The sequence below is a fragment of the Pseudanabaena cinerea FACHB-1277 genome (assembly GCF_014696345.1).
Taxonomy (GTDB): Bacteria; Cyanobacteriota; Cyanobacteriia; order Pseudanabaenales; family Pseudanabaenaceae; genus Pseudanabaena; species Pseudanabaena cinerea.
Map to the genome: position 1 here is coordinate 1 of NZ_JACJPY010000088.1, position 16,782 is coordinate 16,782.

A 16,782-nucleotide genomic window follows, 5' to 3' on the forward strand; every position below is an offset into this window, starting at 1 on the left:
TTGTTCGTCCATTTCGCGGTATCCATAAAAAGTATCTGCATCTCTATGTAGCCATGTTTGAGTGGGCTTACAATTTACGTTGGATTGATTTTGACTTCCTCCGCCGTCTTCTTGTCCCTCCTTTCACCTATTTACCCACATGAGCGAATGATTAATGTTTTTAATGTAGCTATACAAATAAAAAAGCAAAAAGTGAGCGGTACTAAGCACCGTTCACTTTTTTACTTGGGTTTAAAATCATCACAAAGCGAGCTAAATTTGTGGAGCTGTTAAACTTTGGGATAGAACTGGATTTTGCTTGGTCAAAGCCACTTTACCTTGAGCTGATCGCACCTTAGCATTTACCACTACCGTTGTGGAATCGTAAAAATTGGTGATGATTTTGGGATAAGCACCGATCGCAATGATCGGCACTAAGAAGCAAACCGCAATAAATACTTCACGGGGTCTAGCGTCACTAAATTCAGAATTGCTGGGCAGTACGCAGTTTGTGCCAAAACAAACCACTTCTTGATTGCCCTGAGATTTGAGGCTAATGTCAGAAATATCACAGGATGGGTTGATATCACAGTAAGCCTTGGCATCCGAAGCATAGAAAATCTCGCGCAACATCGACAATAGATAAATCGGGGTCAAAATTACGCCCACTGCCGCTAAAAATACGGTAGCGATTTTGAAGACAGAGCTATAGACATCGCTGGTGGTTATGCCCACAAATACGGCGATTTCGCTGGCAAAGCCACTCATGCCTGGCAATGCGAGGGAGGCTAATGCTCCAGCCGTGAATAGTGCAAATACCTTGGGCATGACCTTACCGATATAGCCCATTTCGTTCATTAGCATCGTGTGGGTGCGATCATAAGTAACCCCAGCAAGGAAGAATAGTACAGCCGCAATCAAGCCGTGGGAAAGCATTTGCAACATAGCGCCGCTAATGCCTAGGTCGGTAAATGAGGCGATGCCAATCAAAACAAACCCCATGTGGGATACCGATGAAAATGCTAAGCGCCGCTTCATATTGACTTGGGCAAAGGAATTAACCGCGCCATAAACAATATTGATCACACCTAACATTGCCAATATGGGCGCAAAATAAACATGGGCATGTTCAAGTAAGCCCATATTCAGACGAATTAAGCCATAGCCGCCCATTTTGAGCAGTACACCTGCCAATATCATTGATACAGGTGATGAGGCTTCGCCGTGAGCGTCAGGTAGCCATGTATGCAGTGGGAAAATGGCAAGCTTTACGCCAAAGGCAATCAATAAACCTGCATAGAGGGCTAGTTCTAGCCCAAGGGGAAACTCTTTGAGGGCAAGCTCAGCCATGTCAAAGGTGAGGTTGTTGCCATAAAGAGCCATTGCCAAACCTGCGACCAATATAAAGATTGAGGCGGCGGCGGTGTACAGCAAAAATTTAGTGGCGGCATATTGGCGCTTTTGTCCGCCCCAAATCGAAACTAGGAGATATACGGGAATCAGCTCGATTTCCCACATGATGAAAAACATCAGTAGATCTTGGGAAACGAATACGCCGATTTGGGCGGCATAAAGGATCAACATCAAGAAGTAAAACAAGCGAGGCTTGATGTTAACCTGCCAGGCGGCAAACATGGCAAGGGTGGTGACTAGCCCTGCTAATAAAACTAGGGGGGCAGAGATACCATCGACTGAAACAGACCAACTAAGTCCTAGCTGGGGAATCCATGTGTACTTTTCCGCGAGTTGAAAAGTGGCACTGCTGGGATCGTAGTTTTTCCAGAACGCATAGCACATCAAAATAAAGTCGGCGATGCCTACAGCTAATGCGTACCAGCGCAGGGTTTTACCTTCTTTGTCGGGCAAAACAGGCACTAGGAAAGATGCTACGAGGGGCAGTAGGACAATCGCGGTAAGCCAAGGAAAGTTTGTCATGTCAATGAGAATAAATACCTACCGAGAACTAATGTTAAGTATTGTACTAAACTTTAACAACAATTCTGATCCTAAAATCCATAAATAAAAATCCATAAAAAAAGTGTCGGCACACCGCGCCGACACTTTTTTCACAAAACTGTATCGATAAAGGCGCGATCGCCGCCTGATTGTTGGGCTTGCAGGAGCGATCGCCCAGCTAGATTAACTAAATCAACAAAGGAAAAATCTTGCTTGTATGGGGCTAGGGCATTCGTCTTAGAAATACCTAAAGCAACCACGATGCCGCCAATACTGATCGTCAGGGGAAATAGTAACCCCGACGAGACGGCGATGGGATTGCTGCGGATACTTGCTAATAGATCGTTAGCCACTTGAGCGCCTTGGGCTGCGGTACGGTGCGGGGTGACGCAGACAAATTCATCTAAGCCATGGCGATAGATCAAGCTATTGGCAGCGCAATTATGGGTTAATCTGCCCGCGATCGCTCTGATCGTTTCATTGCCAATCTTTTCACCATAGGCGGCAGTAACTTCACTAAAGCGATCGATATCCGCAATCAAAACACTCAAATAGCCATAGCCCTGATAATTGCCATACCCCCGAAACTGCTGCATCATTCTTGGGATCACATCCGCAAAAGCCTGTTCACTCAAAACCCTTGTCAAGGGGTCAGAGAGATTTAGGGCATCCAGCAGATCGTTTTGCGCTAACAATCTTTGGTTTGTCCATGTGAGCGACTGGATCAAAGCACTACTGCGTAAAGCATTGCGAATCCTTGTTTTGACCTCAGCCGCATTAATGGGATTACTGATCAATTCATCAGCGCCAGTTTCTAGACCAATTTGATACTGCTGCTCCTGCTCAGCCTCAACCATGAGAATAAAGTAGGTACTGTTGAGGTCGGGATGTTCGATATTAGCTTTGATGCGGTGGCAGAGGGCTAAACCTGAAACATCGGGAGTTGTCCAGTCGGCAAGGACGATCGCAGGTTTTTGATTGAGAATAGTTTCCCAAGCTACTTCTCCATTGTTGACGGCGATGCAATTATATTTCTCTGATATCAGAATGGCAGTGAGGGAACTGGTGAGTTGTTGATCCCCACTGACAATCAAAATTAGAGAGTTATGGCGATAGTATTTGAGTTTACGAAAGTCCAAAGTGTTTGCCTCGGTCGTCTAGCATTGGCTTCTTGAGATTATTTCTTACCCCACCCAAATAAGCCACCTTTCTTTTCGGGTGGTTTTTCGGGCGGTTTGCTGGCAGCATTGACCTGATTGATATATTTGAGGGCAGTTGGCTCTTTAGGATCAAGTTTAAGTGCTTTTTGAAAGCTCGACTTGGCGATCGCCGTGGCATTTTGGTTCATTTGCACCACACCCTTGAGTGCAAAGACTTTGGCATTATTGGGATCAAGCTTTTCTGCTGCAAGCAACTCCTTAAGAGCATCGCTCCATTGTTTTTTCCCGATGAACAGCTCTGCCATGTTCAAATTACGCAGGGCTGGTGACTGCATAGGTTGAGGGGCTGGCGCAGTCGTATTATTACTGGCATTGGTGGCGGGCAGTGGGTTGCTAGCTGCCGCAGGGCTGCTGCTACCTGCACTAAAGGCAAGATTATTTTGGGTCAGCACATACACAAGGTTTAGTTCACTGAGGGTATTGCTATATTCCAGAATTGTGTCGAAGGATTCGTACTGTTTGGGCGCAACCTCTTCCACATACTTTTTGTAAGTAATTTCGTGGGGGATGCGGTACAGTCTTTGAGCAATATCAGTTTGTAATACCACAGGCTCTAGATCCTGCTTTTGCTTCCAGCCTTGGGCAAATATTCTCAGGGTTGCCAAATATTCACCGCGATCGCGATCGCTGTTCAAGACTTGGTAAGCAGGGCTAACCATTTTAGAAAAATATTTAGTGGCAATTTCCTTTTCTGCTGCGGTCTTGCCAAACACATCAGGATGCAGAATTTTCGCGAGTTTCAAGAATTTCTTGCGAATCTGTGCGGGCTCGGTTGTTAAGGGTAGACCAAGAACGGCGTAGTAGTCGCTAATGCCATATTTGGCAATGCCTTCCGTGATTTTAAATGTGATTGCAAAGTTTTCTGCTGGCTTTCCCACAGGTTCCACCTCTTGAGTATCTGTTCGAGTTTACCGTCTTGGCGCATCTCTGTTAAAGCTTGATCGATCGCTTTTTTGAGGGACAGATCATCTTTATTGACGATCGCCACTAGGCGAATCGGAATCAGAGGTTCACCAATAATCATAAAGTTAGGATTGTTGCGGACTTGCCATACTGCCACAGGTTCATCGAGAATCATGGCATCCAGTTGGCGATCGCGCAGTTGGATGATCATGCGGTCAAGATCCCGCGATGAAAATAAACGAATCGCATTACCTCTGTTTTTATTATAGGTTTCAGCGATCGCTGCACCACCGCTATTTGCCACAACTCCCACCCGCTTACCAATCATATCGCGCAAGGACTTAATGGCAGTGCCGTCAGCACGAATTAGTAAACGCTGAGTGTTGCGATAATATGGCAAAGTCTCAATGAACTTACCCCTATTTTCACCAATATCTAGCGCCCCCTCTTCCCTAGCGCTTAGCAAAATATCAACTTGGCGGGAGATGAGACTTTGTGGCTGATCTGCCCAAGGAATATTAATAGGACGAGACTCAATCTTTAATCTGGCGGCAATTTCCTTGATGATTTCTAACTCAAAACCATCATAAAACTGAGTTTTATTATTCCAAAACATATAGGGACCACCGATCGCCGCATCAATGCCCACCCGCAAATGTCCACGCCGCAGCACAATACCGAGGCTACTGTCTTGAGCAAACATTGGCTCAATCGGGCTAACCTGCCCCCAGCTAATCCCCGCACTAAAACCTGTACATAGGATGGCAAGGCAAGTGAGCTTATGAACAAACTTAAACATGATGGAATTGAGGTGAAATCAGGATGCGATTTTATCATAAACCAAGCGCCATAACGAATTTCTGACACAACTTGGCCTGCTGCCCTCACCATGATTGAGCAAATAGAGCCCTGTGCAGTGTCAAATGTAACGTAAAGCTGAGTAAGAATCCGATAAAGTTATATACAAGCTAGAGGTGGTGCTTTGCGCCGCCTCTAGCTTTCTAGGTTGCTGTGCTAACAAGCTTGGCAACATTCAGCAACAGTCATAGACATCATTTATCTCGATTCTCTCATCCACTTTACCCCCCACGATGCAACAACTAACACCCAACCCCAGCTTCAGTTTGACCATGCGCGTGCAACTCCTCAACCGCGCAGGAATGCTGTCTTCAGTCATTAGCGCTCTTTCTGAAGCAGGTGGCAATCTGGGACAGATTGACCTAATTCAGCAAACCCGCAAAATTTCGGTGCGTGATATCACCGTCAATGCTTACAGCACCGAGCATATGGATCAGTTGATTGCTGTAGTCAATGCCATTCCTGAAATTCGGGTATTGGACATTTACGATCGCACCTTTCAACTGCACAAGGGTGGCAAAATTGTGGTCAACTCTAAGGTGGCGGTCAAGGGGCAGGATGATCTGGCGATGGTCTATACCCCTGGGGTGGGGCGTGTATGTATGGCGATCGCTGAGGACAAGCGCAAGGCCTACGACTACACCATTAAATGCAACACGATCGCTGTCGTCACCGATGGCACAGCCGTTTTAGGACTGGGCGATATTGGCCCTGAAGCTGCCATGCCTGTAATGGAAGGAAAAGCAATGCTATTTAAGCAATTTGCGGGGCTGGATGCCTTCCCCATTTGCCTAAATACTAAAGATGTGGATGAAATCGTGGCAACTGTCAAGTTTCTTGCGCCCACCTTTGGCGGGATCAATCTCGAAGACATCAGCGCCCCCCGTTGTTTTGAAATTGAAAAACGGCTCAAGGAAGAATTAGACATCCCCGTTTATCACGATGATCAACATGGTACGGCTGTGGTAGTTGTAGCCGCGACAATTAACGCCCTCAAGGTAGTGGGCAAGCCCATCGATACTGTTTCCATTGTCATGAATGGGGCGGGTGCTTCGGGGATTGCGGTGGCAAGGCTATTGCGGGAAGCAGGGGTAAAACGGATCGCTATGTGCGATTCCCAAGGCTGTATCACCAAGGATCGCCCCAACCTCACCCCTGAGAAATTAGAGTTTGCCAGTGAAAAGGGTGGCTCCCTCGCTGAAGTGATCAAGGGCGCGGATATGTTTGTGGGACTGAGCGTTAAGGGGGCATTAACCCCCGAAATGGTACGCAGCATGGCTCCTGCCCCAATTGTTTTTGCGATGGCAAACCCTATTCCCGAAATTCAACCTGAACTCGTGGAAAATGATGTGGCTGTCATTGCCACAGGTCGCAGTGATTATGCCAATCAAATCAATAATGTGTTGGCTTTTCCAGGGATTTTTCGCGGCGCACTTGATGCAAGGGTTACAAAAATTACGATGCAAATGAATCTTGGCGCTGCCCAAGCGATCGCCTCCTTGGTCAGCAGCAGCGATCTTGCCCCAGACTTTATCATCCCCTCAGTATTTGATCCGCGTGTGTCCAATGCTGTGGCTGCCGCCGTCCATGCTGTGGCACGTCAACAAGGGCTGGCTAACGCTTAGCGCTCAAGTGGGGAATGGCTAAGCCATTTCCTGTTTGGCATTAAAGACTCTTACCATCGGATAGCATTTTGGCAAATTCTGCGGTGGGCAAGGGTTGACTAAATAAATATCCCTGCATGTGATCGCAGCCATGATCCTTTAAAAATTGGAACTGCTCTTGGGTTTCCACGCCCTCCGCAATTACCTCCAAAGCCAAACTATGGGCAAGATCGATAATGGCTAGGCAAATCGTGGCATCATGGCGATCGCTAGTTACATCCTGAATAAAGCAGCGATCAATTTTCAAGGCATTGACAGGAAAATGCTTGAGATAGCTTAACGATGAATAACCCGTACCAAAATCATCGATCGCCACCTTTACTCCTAAATCCTGTAAATCAGATAACAAAGCGATCGTAAACTCAACATTCTGCATAATGATCCCCTCCGTCAATTCTAATTCTAGGTGAAGCGGATCAATCCCTGTCTCCTTAAGTACCTTAGCCACTATTTCCAATAGATTATTATCGGGTTGAAAATGCTGACCTGATAAATTAACCGCAATCCACCCATAATCAAGCCCCATACTCTCCCAAATCCGCATCTGCTCACAAACTTCAAACAGAATTTGTTCACTCAGTCGTAAAATCAAGCCTGTTTGTTCGGCAACAGGAATGAACTTATTGGGCATAATGATTCCCAAATCGGGATGCTGCCATCGGGCTAGTGCCTCTGCCCCCACAATTTTTCCTGTTTGTAAACTGACTAGGGGCTGATAAAACACCCTAATTTCATGGCGATCGAGCGCCCGATGCAAACTGTTTGCCAAAGCCATAAATTCGGATGACTGCACATTCAAATCGGCAGTATAGAGCTTATAACTATTGCGTCCATGGGTTTTGGCATAGTACATCGCCAATTCTGCATTCTTGACTAGTCCTTCTGTGTCATGGTGATCGTCAGGATAAACAGTAATGCCAATGCTGCTGGTAATAAATACTTCGTGTCCATAGAGATTATAAGGGCGACTCAAAAGATCGAGAATCTTTTGGGCTTCTTTTTTGACTGCGGCAGTATCAACAACATTGGAAATAACCATAGCAAATTCATCCCCCTGAATCCTTGCCACCATGTCGCAGGGAGCTGTATATCTTCGTAATCGCTCAGCGATCGCCTTGAATAATTGATCACCAATATCACTGCCCAAAGTATTGTTAATGATATTGAAATTATCCATATCCAAAAACAAAAGTGCCAAGGATTGATGATTAAGTTGGGCGTGTAAAATCGCTTGGCTCAAGGATTCATAAAAAAGATTGCGACTTGGTAACTGGGTCAAGCCATCATGCTGGGACAAGTAAGCAAATTTTTCCCCCACAGCCTTGATTTCATCGTAATAATGCTCGCGTACTGAGTTATATTTTTGCAACCGTGAGGCGATCGCCCCCAACAACTCTGCCGAAGTAAAGGGTTTAGTGAGATAGTCATCGGCTCCAAGCTGCATCGCCTGACGCATATCCACCTTCTCTGTCATCGCCGTCAAAAATATGAATGGAATCATTGCCGTTTGCGGCGCTTGTCGTAATGCGACCAATGTGCCATAGCCATCTAGCTCTGGCATCGCAATGTCACAAATAATTAAATTGGGTAAATAAGTAGTGGCAATCTGTACCCCAATCACACCATTCTGCGCCCCCAACACATCAAACCCCTCATAGGAAAGAGTTTCCATAATCTCTTCCCGCAATGCTTCTACATCTTCAATGACTAAAATCGTTGTCATAGCGCTAATTGTATGTTCAGTAATAGAGTTTAGCCTTTATTTGGGTAGTAAGTCTCAACCATAAAGGGGTAAAATGCCTGCCCTACAGGAATTTAGTTTGTGGGTCAAATATCCTGTCTGGCTTTTGGCTGTTTGACGTAAATCTTGAAGTTTCAAGGGATAATTATGAATTATTATGAATTGTCATCGGTAATTTTACTTTAATATTCGTGCCTCTTTCCTCAGAGCTAACCAACTGCACCGTACCGCCGAGAATGTCTATGGAATTCTTGATAATTGCCATGCCCAAGCCAGTTCCTCCAATCATGCCAACATTATGGGCGCGATAAAAATGCTCAAAGATCTTTTCTTGATCTAACTCAGGGATGCCAATTCCATGATCTTGAAACTCCAGAACTAATTTAGGTGTAGATTCTTGAGTCTGAGCAATTGTAAATATTACTTCACCACCATTGGGTGAGTATTTAATGGCATTAGATAACAAATTAGAAATTATTTGTCTAAGAAATTTAGCATCAATTAGAATTTGTTTAGGAGCATTAATATTTTTGAGAATGATCTGATGTTTACCACTGCCTAGCAGTTTAGATTCTTCAATATTTTCTAAACAGAATGCCTCAAGATCGATCACCTCTAGGTTAAGCTTAAATTTACCAGACTCGGTTTTACCAATAATTAAAACCTCTTCCAATAGGTTGGTCATACCCTTGACCTCTCTTTGAATTTTGTCGATGCGCTCCAGTTTTTTCTCTTCAGACATTTTATGGCTATAGTTGCGAAGCAGGTCGCTGGCGGTTTGGATTGTGGCAAGGGGGGTGCGGAATTCGTGGGAGGCTCTGGAAATAAATTGCGACTTTAATTCATTTAGCTCTTTCTCTTTTAGCAAAGCTCGCTCTAGTTGACTGAGACTGCGCTCTAACTGTTGTGTGCGATCGGCAACTTGACATTCGAGATTGCGATTGAGGTCTTGTACCCTTTCAAATAACTGTACTTGTTGAATGGCGATCGCCACATGGTTTGCTAGTTGTCGCAGCAAGTCAATCTCAAATTCTTCCCAATGCCTTGCCATAAAGCATTGATGGGCAATCAATAGCCCCCATAAAGTGCCACCAAAGGAGATCGAAACAGCGATATTAGCCTTGATTTGTAAAGACTCCAACATCTCCCGATGGCAAGGCGTAATATCTACAGAATGCACATCGTCAATGTGGGAAACTAGATAATGTCTAAGTTCGTGGTTTTTTTGAAAACATGAATCACTAATCGTTTCACCCAAAATTGATAACAATGGATCATTCACCGCTTCTACGACAAATTTGCCACTCCAATCTTCTTGAAATTGATAAATTACTACCCGATCTATGCGTAAAAGTTCTTGAGCTTCTTTAACAGTGATTGTTAAAATCTGTTCTAAATTAAGCTCGCATTGGATTTTTAATAAAATTGCATTTAATAAACGCTCTCTTTCATTTTGATAACGCAATTGCATTTCTACTTTTTTGCGTTCTGTAATGTCGTAGTAACTGCTGAGATACATTCGTTTGCCCTTATAGGTCATCAGCTTTGTCGATACTAAAACATCTTTAAAAGTACCGTCCTTATGTCTGATTCGCGTTTCTACGGTTTCGCCTTTGCCTGTTTCCTGTAAGTGCTGTAGTCGTAGTAGGGCTTTGTCATGTTCGGTGCGATCGGGATAGAGAAAACAACTAAAGTCACGACTGGCATTAGCTTCGGCGATCGCATATCCCGTTAAATTTTCCATACCTGCATTAAAGATCGCAAAATAACCAGTATCATCGCTAAAGGTAATGCCTTCTTTAATGGAAGTTAGTACAGTGCGTAATCTTTCTTCGCTTTCCAATAGGCGCTGTGTTGATTTTACTTGCTCAGTAATGTCAGTTTGAATGCCGATGTAATTGGTCAAGTCGCCATATTCATTAAATACTGGCGATATGTAGAGATCATTCCAAAAGGGCGTACCATCTTTGCGATAGTTGAGTAACACGGCATGGCATTCCCTTTGCTCTTGGATCGCCTTACGTAGATCGAGGATACCGATTTGATGGCGATCGCGCCCCTGCAAAAAGCGACAATCTTTACCAATCACCTCAGCCGCACTATAGCCCGTAATCCTTTCAAAACTGGGGTTAACATAAATCATCGGATTATCGGGTTTGGTGGCATCAGTAATTACTATGCCATTGGAACTAGCGGCGATCGCCCTCTCCCGCAATTGCAAAGATTCTTCAACCTGTTTTCGTTCCGATACATCCCGCAAAGAGGCTACCACATACACCATGCGATCCTTATCAAAGGTTTCGGATACGCGCATCTCCGCAGGGGTCATCGTGCCGCGATTGATAATATCGACTTTGGTACTTTCTCCCACAACTACGGGCAATCCAAAGGTTTCACCAATAATATTTTCCGCTTCGCAACCAAATAAAACTTCGGCTGCCCGATTGACATAGCGCACTACCCCTTGCTGATCGACCACCACAAACGCATCTGTCGATTCACTGATTAAGTGGGTAAACTTTTTATCAGCCGTCTCTTGCCCCGTCTGGGGCGATCGCTCTGCCACAGTTTTAGTAATATTTTGACAAGTACCGACAATTATTTGCTCCCCAGCTTCATGGTCAGTTTTTAGAGATAAATGAATTTGCAAGGCTAGACTTATTGCGTTCTCACTAGTACTCATTAAAGCGGTAAATTCTATGGGCTGTTGAGTTTGCCAACAGCGATAGGCATGAATATTTAGCAGTTGAGCCAGTTCTTGAGGCAGGCAATGATCGGGCGATCGCCCCAAAAAATTATCCCTTTGTTTATTACTATCACCAGCAAACACATAAACAAATTCAATAAATACGCTATTAACAGATGTAAATTTTAGATCTAGATATGGTTGACTATGCCAAGATGATGATTGCAACTGCCCATCGCCATGAGCATCATTCAGCGAACCATCGGGCTTCTGAACAGATAAAATGAATACACCGCAATATAAATGGTCTAACAACTGATCTAGGACATTTTGCATCATCGCCTAATTCCTATACTTTATTTACTGATTATTTTCGGAAACTAGCAAATTCGTCATGACTATTCAAATCTTAGTCCCTTCCATTGGCTGTACTGCCTGCATTGAAACCATCACCAAGGCAATTCAGTCTGAAGACACATCCGCGATCGTTACAGGTGATCCCGCCACCAAATCTATAAGCGTTACTACAGAGCTAACAGAGCCTAGAGTTCGGGAGCTAATCGCGATCGCTGGTCATGAAGTTAATTAAACTTACAGTAAACTACTACAATAAATTACTCCAACTTCAAAGATCACAATACTCACCTCTAGGCGCGAAAAATTCCCCAGACTTGCCACCACTCTTAAGGATGAGGCGAGTATTGGAGATCACCATCGTTTTTTCTAAGGACTTCGCCATATCGTAAAGGGTCAAAGCCGCAACTGTCACCGCAGTCAATGCCTCCATCTCTACCCCAGTCTCCCCTTTCGTCTTAACCTCCGCCTCAATTTGATATCCTGGAATGTTTTCATCCAGCTTGATCCTGACATCAACACTGGTCAAGTTGAGAGAATGACACATCGGAATTAGGTTAGCTGTTTGCTTTGCCGCCATAATTCCCGCTAACCTTGCTGTTCCCAAGACATCCCCCTTAGGTAAATTTCCTGCTTGAATTGCATCAAGGGTGGTCGTTTTCATGGATATTTCGCATAGCGCGATCGCCCGTCTCACGGTTTGCGGTTTATTGGTCACATCCACCATCTGAGCATTTCCACTTTGATCAAGATGAGCAAGTGACTGAAGAAGATCCCTATCCATAAAAACTTTGCTGAAATTAGCTCAATAATGTAATTTATTTGTAAATCAAACCAAGACAGCGCCTCGATTCATTTACGCGAAAGCAGGCACAAAGTAGCATTTATACATTTGCCCACTACAAAAGTTTACCCGAATTATGCCTAATGCTGTAAAAATTAGCTTTTGTGCAAATAATCTAAAGGCAACTCAAAATATTGCCGCCGAATTAGCACAGCTTGTCACCCAAGGCATGATTTTGCTGCTTAACGGCGATCTGGGCAGTGGCAAAACTACATTCATGCAAGCGTTTGGGCGATCGCTGGGTATCAATTCGACCATCACCAGCCCAACCTTTACCCTTATCGATGAATATACCGAAGGGCGGTTGCCGCTATATCACATCGATCTCTATCGCCTCGAACCATCTCAAACTAGTGGGTTGCACCTTGAAGAATATTGGCGCGGTGTCGATTTTCCTGTGGGTATTGTGGCGATCGAATGGGCAAGTAGGCTATTAAAAAAGCCTAACGAATATTTAGAAATTAATTTGTCAACACCTAAATCAAACGATCAATCACGCAACATTGAATTGACAGCGATCGGCTCAGCTTACATTCTAGTTTTGCAACAACTACAGGTAAAAATCCCCCGCATAACTCACCAATATTCACAATAACAATGCTTGAAAATAATGGTCATAGCTAAGCAATAATGGGGCATTTTACTTGCTTTCATCCTTAATTTCATCTTGAAACCCGCGCAATGCCTGCCCAACACTACGCCCAATTTCAGGGATACGCTTTGCCCCAAAAATCGCCACACCCACAAGTGCAATCACAATTAGCTCTGGCCAACCAATTCCAAACATAAAATTTTGTCTCCTTAAAGGTTTCTGTTATGCTGTTATACAGCATTTTTGTCTACAAGCAATGCAAGCCTGGCTATTATTCTCTCAAAACTGGAGAAGTAAAAAGTATTTATGGAATCAATTATCACTTGGACTCTTGGCAGTAATGATCCTGAAGCAGAGGTAAACCTAGCGCGTATTGCTCAGTGGTGGACATCCCTTGCTAATCAAGAAATTCTTTGGCAGCAACGCTCCTTAGAAGGTCGTAGTGGCAGCGAACTCAACTGGGAAAAGCAAGCCCTTGACGAAACTTTCACGATACAATCGCCATCATTGCGGGGCATTACCCTCTATTGGTTTAAACCAAATGCCCCCGAAGAGCGCAATATTAGCGTTGGTTACTTTCAACTAGATCTATTTAATCAAAGACTAGATGTTTTGCCATCATCGGGCAGAAGCTATCAACTGCGCGTCACTTTGCCTAAAATTGTGTATCAAAAAATTCAGATGACCAACCCACAACTTGGAGCAGTTAAACAGCCAAATGGTAATGCCATATTGTTAATCAGAGATGAAAAACAACGCCTCGAAATCCAAATTGATCTAAACTCTGACAATACTATTTTGCTTCAGCAAAAACTTTCTTGAGAAGGTAAAATTTATGACAACTCCAGAACTGCCGCCACCGATCAGTCCGCGCCAAATGGATATGCTAAGGGCTGTTGCTTCAATGGCTTGGGCTGATGGCACGCTAGAGCCTGACGAAATTCGGCTAATGCTTGATGAATTTGCAGTACTTTTTGCGAAGGATGAAGCAGGTCGAGATTCTCTTAAAAAAGAACTCAAAGAGTATTTAGGTCAAAATATTCCCCTTGAAGAAGTTGTCCCCAGCATCAAAAGTGTTGAAGATCGTCAGATGGTGTTGCGACTGGGCTATCAGGTGATCCAAGCGAGTCGCCGCAGTCCTAATGAGCCAATGATCAACCTTGATGAAGCCGCCGCCTATCAGAGACTAGTCCGAATGCTGGATCTGCCTGCGGAGACTGTCGCCGAAATTGAGGCAGCGATCGCCTGTGAAGAACAAGCCTCTGACAAAAGCATTATTAGATCCCTAGCATCTAGGCTGCACAAGTTATTGGGTAGTTAGTTTATTGGATAGTTAGTCGCAAGTCTTGTTTCAGGGAATAATGAGCAGTGCGCGGCAAAGCTAGGCACTGCTTATTTGAGTGCGATCTAAAGATATAGTTAACATAAACAGCCATAATAGACACAAGCAATAATAGACGCAGTTTGATTTACAGCTAAATTACAGCCTATCGAGACAGGGCATATTGTAGAAAATCTTACAAAAATCTTACATAGTAGGCTTTTTGAATGATTCTTTGGCATTGATAACAGCGTAAACTTCTACCAAGGATCAAATAATCCGATTCTCAGAAATACATTTACAAAAAGCAAAAAATTAAGAGCTAAGAGCAACTCAATATGCGGGATGACCATGATCTTCAACAAAAAATTATGTCTGCCCCATTTTTTGTGGGATTGCCTGATGCCGCAGTCGCCAAAGCCACTGCCCATGTGGTCACACGCTCCCATCCAGCCGATCAAGTAATTCTCCTCGAAAATGACTGGGGTAACTCTGTTTACTTTATTTTGAGTGGCTGGGCAAAAATTCGGACATATAACCTTGATGGCAAGGAAATCACTTTAAATATTCTGGGATTTGGCGAAATGTTTGGCGAGATGGCTCCCCTCGATCAAGTGCCGAGGTCAACGGATGTAATTACCTTGACCCCGACCACGATTGGAAGTTTGCCCGCCTCAGACTTTGTGCATTTAATTGAGACTGAGCCGACCGCAGGTATCCATCTAGCTAGACTAATGGCGAAACGATTGCGTCAAGTGAATCGTCGCCTGCGCTTGCGAGAAGCAGATAGCACTTCGCGGGTTGCTGATGTTTTACTGTTTCTGGCTGAGGGGCAGGGGACAAAGGTTGACGAAGGTATGGAAATCCCCAATCTGCCCCATCGTGAGTTAAGTAGTTTAAGTGGTTTAGCGCGGGAGACTGTGACCCGTGTATTAGGTAAGCTAGAGCGCAAAAATTTAATTCAACGACTGCCCGATCGCGATGTGCTATGTATTCTTAACCCTGAAGGGCTAGAAGCATTGATGGTATAACCTAATCTGTTATTATTATTTTTCTTTATTTGGTGGGTAAGAGGTATAGATGCTGAGTCCAGTTGATTTCAGCGGCAAGCCGTTTCATTTTGTGGGCATTGGTGGTATTGGGATGTCGGCGATCGCCTATATTCTCGCCAAGCAAGGTTTTACAGTATCTGGCTCAGACTTAAATAAAAATCGCATTACCGAGAAGTTGCAAAATCTGGGTGTGCAAGTTTTTCAAGGACATCATGCGGACAATGTGGATGTAGGGCGATCGCCGCAAATTGTCTGCTCCACTGCCATTAGCACTCAAAATCCTGAATTTCAAGTTGCTCTAGCCAATGATCTACCGATTCTGCATCGCTCCGATCTCTTAGCCGCACTCATCGAAAAGTTTAAGACGATCTCTGTGGCGGGGACTCATGGCAAAACCACCACTAGCAGCCTAATTGGATTTTTATTGCTCAAGGCGGGACTAGATCCTAGCATCATCATTGGCGGTGAAGTGAGCGCTTGGGATGGCAATGCTCACCTTGGTAGTGGTAAATATCTAGTCGCAGAAGCGGATGAGTCCGATGGTACTTTGATCAAGTTTTTATCCCATGTGGGGGTAATCACCAATATTGAGTTAGATCATCCCGATCATTATCAAAGTCTGGATCAGGTCATTGATATTTTCCGAACTTTTACTCAGCGCTGTGATCTGGTTGTGGGTTGTACTGATTGCCCAACGGTCAAAGCACATATAGCTGTGGATATTAGTTATAGCCTGAGTGATGCCGATGCTGACTATCGGGTAACTGATGTGACGTACAACGCCACAGATACGCAGGCAACTGTGATGGAGCGTGGCAAGCCCCTCGGCAAAATTTCCTTAGGGCTGCTGGGTAAACATAATCTCAGTAATACTTTGGCAGCGATCGCGGTGGCGCGTTATGTGGGGGTTGATTGGTCAGAGATCGCCGATGCTCTACCCGATTTTGTGGGGGCAAGTCGCCGCTTTGAAATCAAAGGTATGCACAGTGGCATCACTTTTGTGGATGATTATGCTCACCATCCTAGCGAGATCCTTGCCACCCTAGCCTCGGCGCGTCAACAAAATGCCAGTAAACCCAATAGTCGCGTCATTGCTATTTTCCAACCCCATCGCTATAGTCGCACCCATCATTTTTTACAAGAATTTAGCCATGCCTTTGGCGATGCTGATTTGGTGGTGGTTACGGATATTTATGCCGCCAGCGAGCCGAATGATGGCAAAATTACGGGTGGGCAGGTCGCTGAAGCGATCGCGCTGGTAAATAACAGTCCCGTACATTATCTAGCAACTCTCAAGGATGTCCAAGCATTTTTGGTGGAGAATTTACAGGCTGAGGATCTGGCGGTTTTCCTTGGCGCGGGCAATCTAAACCAGGCGATCGCGCCCACCATGCAAGCCATCTCTCAGCGCCAAACTTAACCTTAACTGCAAAGTCAAATCAACTTAGCCATTTTGACTTTGCAGTAAGATCCCTTGACGGAATCTATTTATCAGAAAAATGGGTTTAAAACCCCGTGCTTCCAGCACGGCTTTATATTAGAATAGCAAGTGAGTTACAGGTTGAAACACCGCCAGCATAAGCCCGACAAATTTGGCTCGACTAGGAAAGAT

Annotated in this window: 15 protein-coding genes; 7 read left to right on the forward strand and 8 right to left on the reverse strand. The window is 44.6% G+C overall.

The window, feature by feature from the left end; translation table 11 throughout:
• Positions 1-252: 252 nt before the first annotated feature.
• The 4 genes from H6F44_RS19020 to H6F44_RS19035 form a co-directional block, all read right to left on the reverse strand.
• Positions 253-1,914 carry an NAD(P)H-quinone oxidoreductase subunit 4 gene (locus tag H6F44_RS19020; RefSeq protein WP_190352603.1) on the reverse strand — a complete coding sequence of 554 codons (1,662 nt, stop codon included), beginning with the start codon at positions 1,912-1,914 and terminating at the stop codon, positions 253-255.
• Positions 1,915-2,045: 131 nt separating this feature from the next.
• Positions 2,046-3,074, reverse strand: coding sequence for a GGDEF domain-containing response regulator (locus tag H6F44_RS19025; RefSeq protein ID WP_190352604.1), 1,029 nt, complete (start codon positions 3,072-3,074; stop codon positions 2,046-2,048).
• A 38-nt stretch (positions 3,075-3,112) separates the two neighbouring features.
• The gene (locus H6F44_RS19030; protein ID WP_322096258.1) at positions 3,113-4,033 is read right to left on the reverse strand and encodes a J domain-containing protein; all 921 of its coding nucleotides are present in this window, start codon (positions 4,031-4,033) and stop codon (positions 3,113-3,115) included.
• Positions 3,931-4,857, reverse strand: a complete 927-nt coding sequence (locus H6F44_RS19035; RefSeq protein ID WP_190352605.1) for a substrate-binding periplasmic protein — start codon at positions 4,855-4,857, stop codon at positions 3,931-3,933. Before H6F44_RS19035 ends, H6F44_RS19030 begins: the two co-directional genes overlap by 103 nt.
• Positions 4,858-5,149: 292 nt before the next feature.
• Between H6F44_RS19035 and H6F44_RS19040 the strand changes: the two genes are divergently transcribed.
• Positions 5,150-6,541, forward strand: coding sequence for an NAD-dependent malic enzyme (locus H6F44_RS19040; RefSeq protein WP_190352606.1), 1,392 nt, complete (start codon positions 5,150-5,152; stop codon positions 6,539-6,541).
• Positions 6,542-6,581: 40 nt separating this feature from the next.
• Here H6F44_RS19040 and H6F44_RS19045 read toward each other — a convergent pair whose 3' ends face one another.
• Both H6F44_RS19045 and H6F44_RS19050 read right to left on the reverse strand, forming a co-directional pair.
• Positions 6,582-8,303, reverse strand: coding sequence for a putative bifunctional diguanylate cyclase/phosphodiesterase (locus H6F44_RS19045; protein WP_190352607.1), 1,722 nt, complete (start codon positions 8,301-8,303; stop codon positions 6,582-6,584).
• A 163-nt stretch (positions 8,304-8,466) separates the two neighbouring features.
• On the reverse strand, positions 8,467-11,343 hold the full coding sequence (locus H6F44_RS19050; protein ID WP_206754474.1) for a sensor histidine kinase: 2,877 nt from the start codon (positions 11,341-11,343) through the stop codon (positions 8,467-8,469).
• A gap of 58 nt (positions 11,344-11,401) precedes the next feature.
• On the opposite strand from H6F44_RS19050, the gene H6F44_RS19055 reads away from it, so the two are divergent.
• Positions 11,402-11,596, forward strand: coding sequence for a copper chaperone (locus tag H6F44_RS19055; protein ID WP_190352609.1), 195 nt, complete (start codon positions 11,402-11,404; stop codon positions 11,594-11,596).
• Between the two features lie 36 nt (positions 11,597-11,632).
• Here H6F44_RS19055 and moaC read toward each other — a convergent pair whose 3' ends face one another.
• Positions 11,633-12,145 (reverse strand): cyclic pyranopterin monophosphate synthase MoaC, encoded by a 513-nt coding sequence (moaC, locus tag H6F44_RS19060; RefSeq protein WP_190352610.1) that lies wholly within the window; start codon positions 12,143-12,145, stop codon positions 11,633-11,635.
• Between the two features lie 136 nt (positions 12,146-12,281).
• Here moaC and tsaE point away from each other — a divergent pair, with 136 nt between their 5' ends.
• Positions 12,282-12,800: a tRNA (adenosine(37)-N6)-threonylcarbamoyltransferase complex ATPase subunit type 1 TsaE gene (gene tsaE / locus H6F44_RS19065; RefSeq protein WP_190352611.1), complete on the forward strand. Its 519-nt coding sequence runs from the start codon at positions 12,282-12,284 to the stop codon at positions 12,798-12,800.
• A 45-nt stretch (positions 12,801-12,845) separates the two neighbouring features.
• Here tsaE and tatA read toward each other — a convergent pair whose 3' ends face one another.
• Complete coding sequence (gene tatA / locus H6F44_RS19070; RefSeq protein WP_190352612.1) at positions 12,846-12,992, reverse strand: twin-arginine translocase TatA/TatE family subunit; 147 nt, start codon at positions 12,990-12,992, stop codon at positions 12,846-12,848.
• A 111-nt stretch (positions 12,993-13,103) separates the two neighbouring features.
• On the opposite strand from tatA, the gene H6F44_RS19075 reads away from it, so the two are divergent.
• The 4 genes from H6F44_RS19075 to murC all read left to right on the forward strand — a co-directional run bounded on the left by H6F44_RS19075 (position 13,104) and on the right by murC (position 16,590).
• Complete coding sequence (locus H6F44_RS19075) at positions 13,104-13,619, forward strand: hypothetical protein (RefSeq protein ID WP_190352613.1); 516 nt, start codon at positions 13,104-13,106, stop codon at positions 13,617-13,619.
• 13 nt (positions 13,620-13,632) lie between these two features.
• On the forward strand, positions 13,633-14,118 hold the full coding sequence (locus H6F44_RS19080; protein ID WP_190352614.1) for a tellurite resistance TerB family protein: 486 nt from the start codon (positions 13,633-13,635) through the stop codon (positions 14,116-14,118).
• Between the two features lie 371 nt (positions 14,119-14,489).
• Positions 14,490-15,149 (forward strand): Crp/Fnr family transcriptional regulator, encoded by a 660-nt coding sequence (locus H6F44_RS19085; protein ID WP_242016658.1) that lies wholly within the window; start codon positions 14,490-14,492, stop codon positions 15,147-15,149.
• Between the two features lie 49 nt (positions 15,150-15,198).
• Positions 15,199-16,590 carry a UDP-N-acetylmuramate--L-alanine ligase gene (murC, locus tag H6F44_RS19090; RefSeq protein ID WP_190352616.1) on the forward strand — a complete coding sequence of 464 codons (1,392 nt, stop codon included), beginning with the start codon at positions 15,199-15,201 and terminating at the stop codon, positions 16,588-16,590.
• The last annotated feature ends 192 nt before the right edge of the window (positions 16,591-16,782 follow it).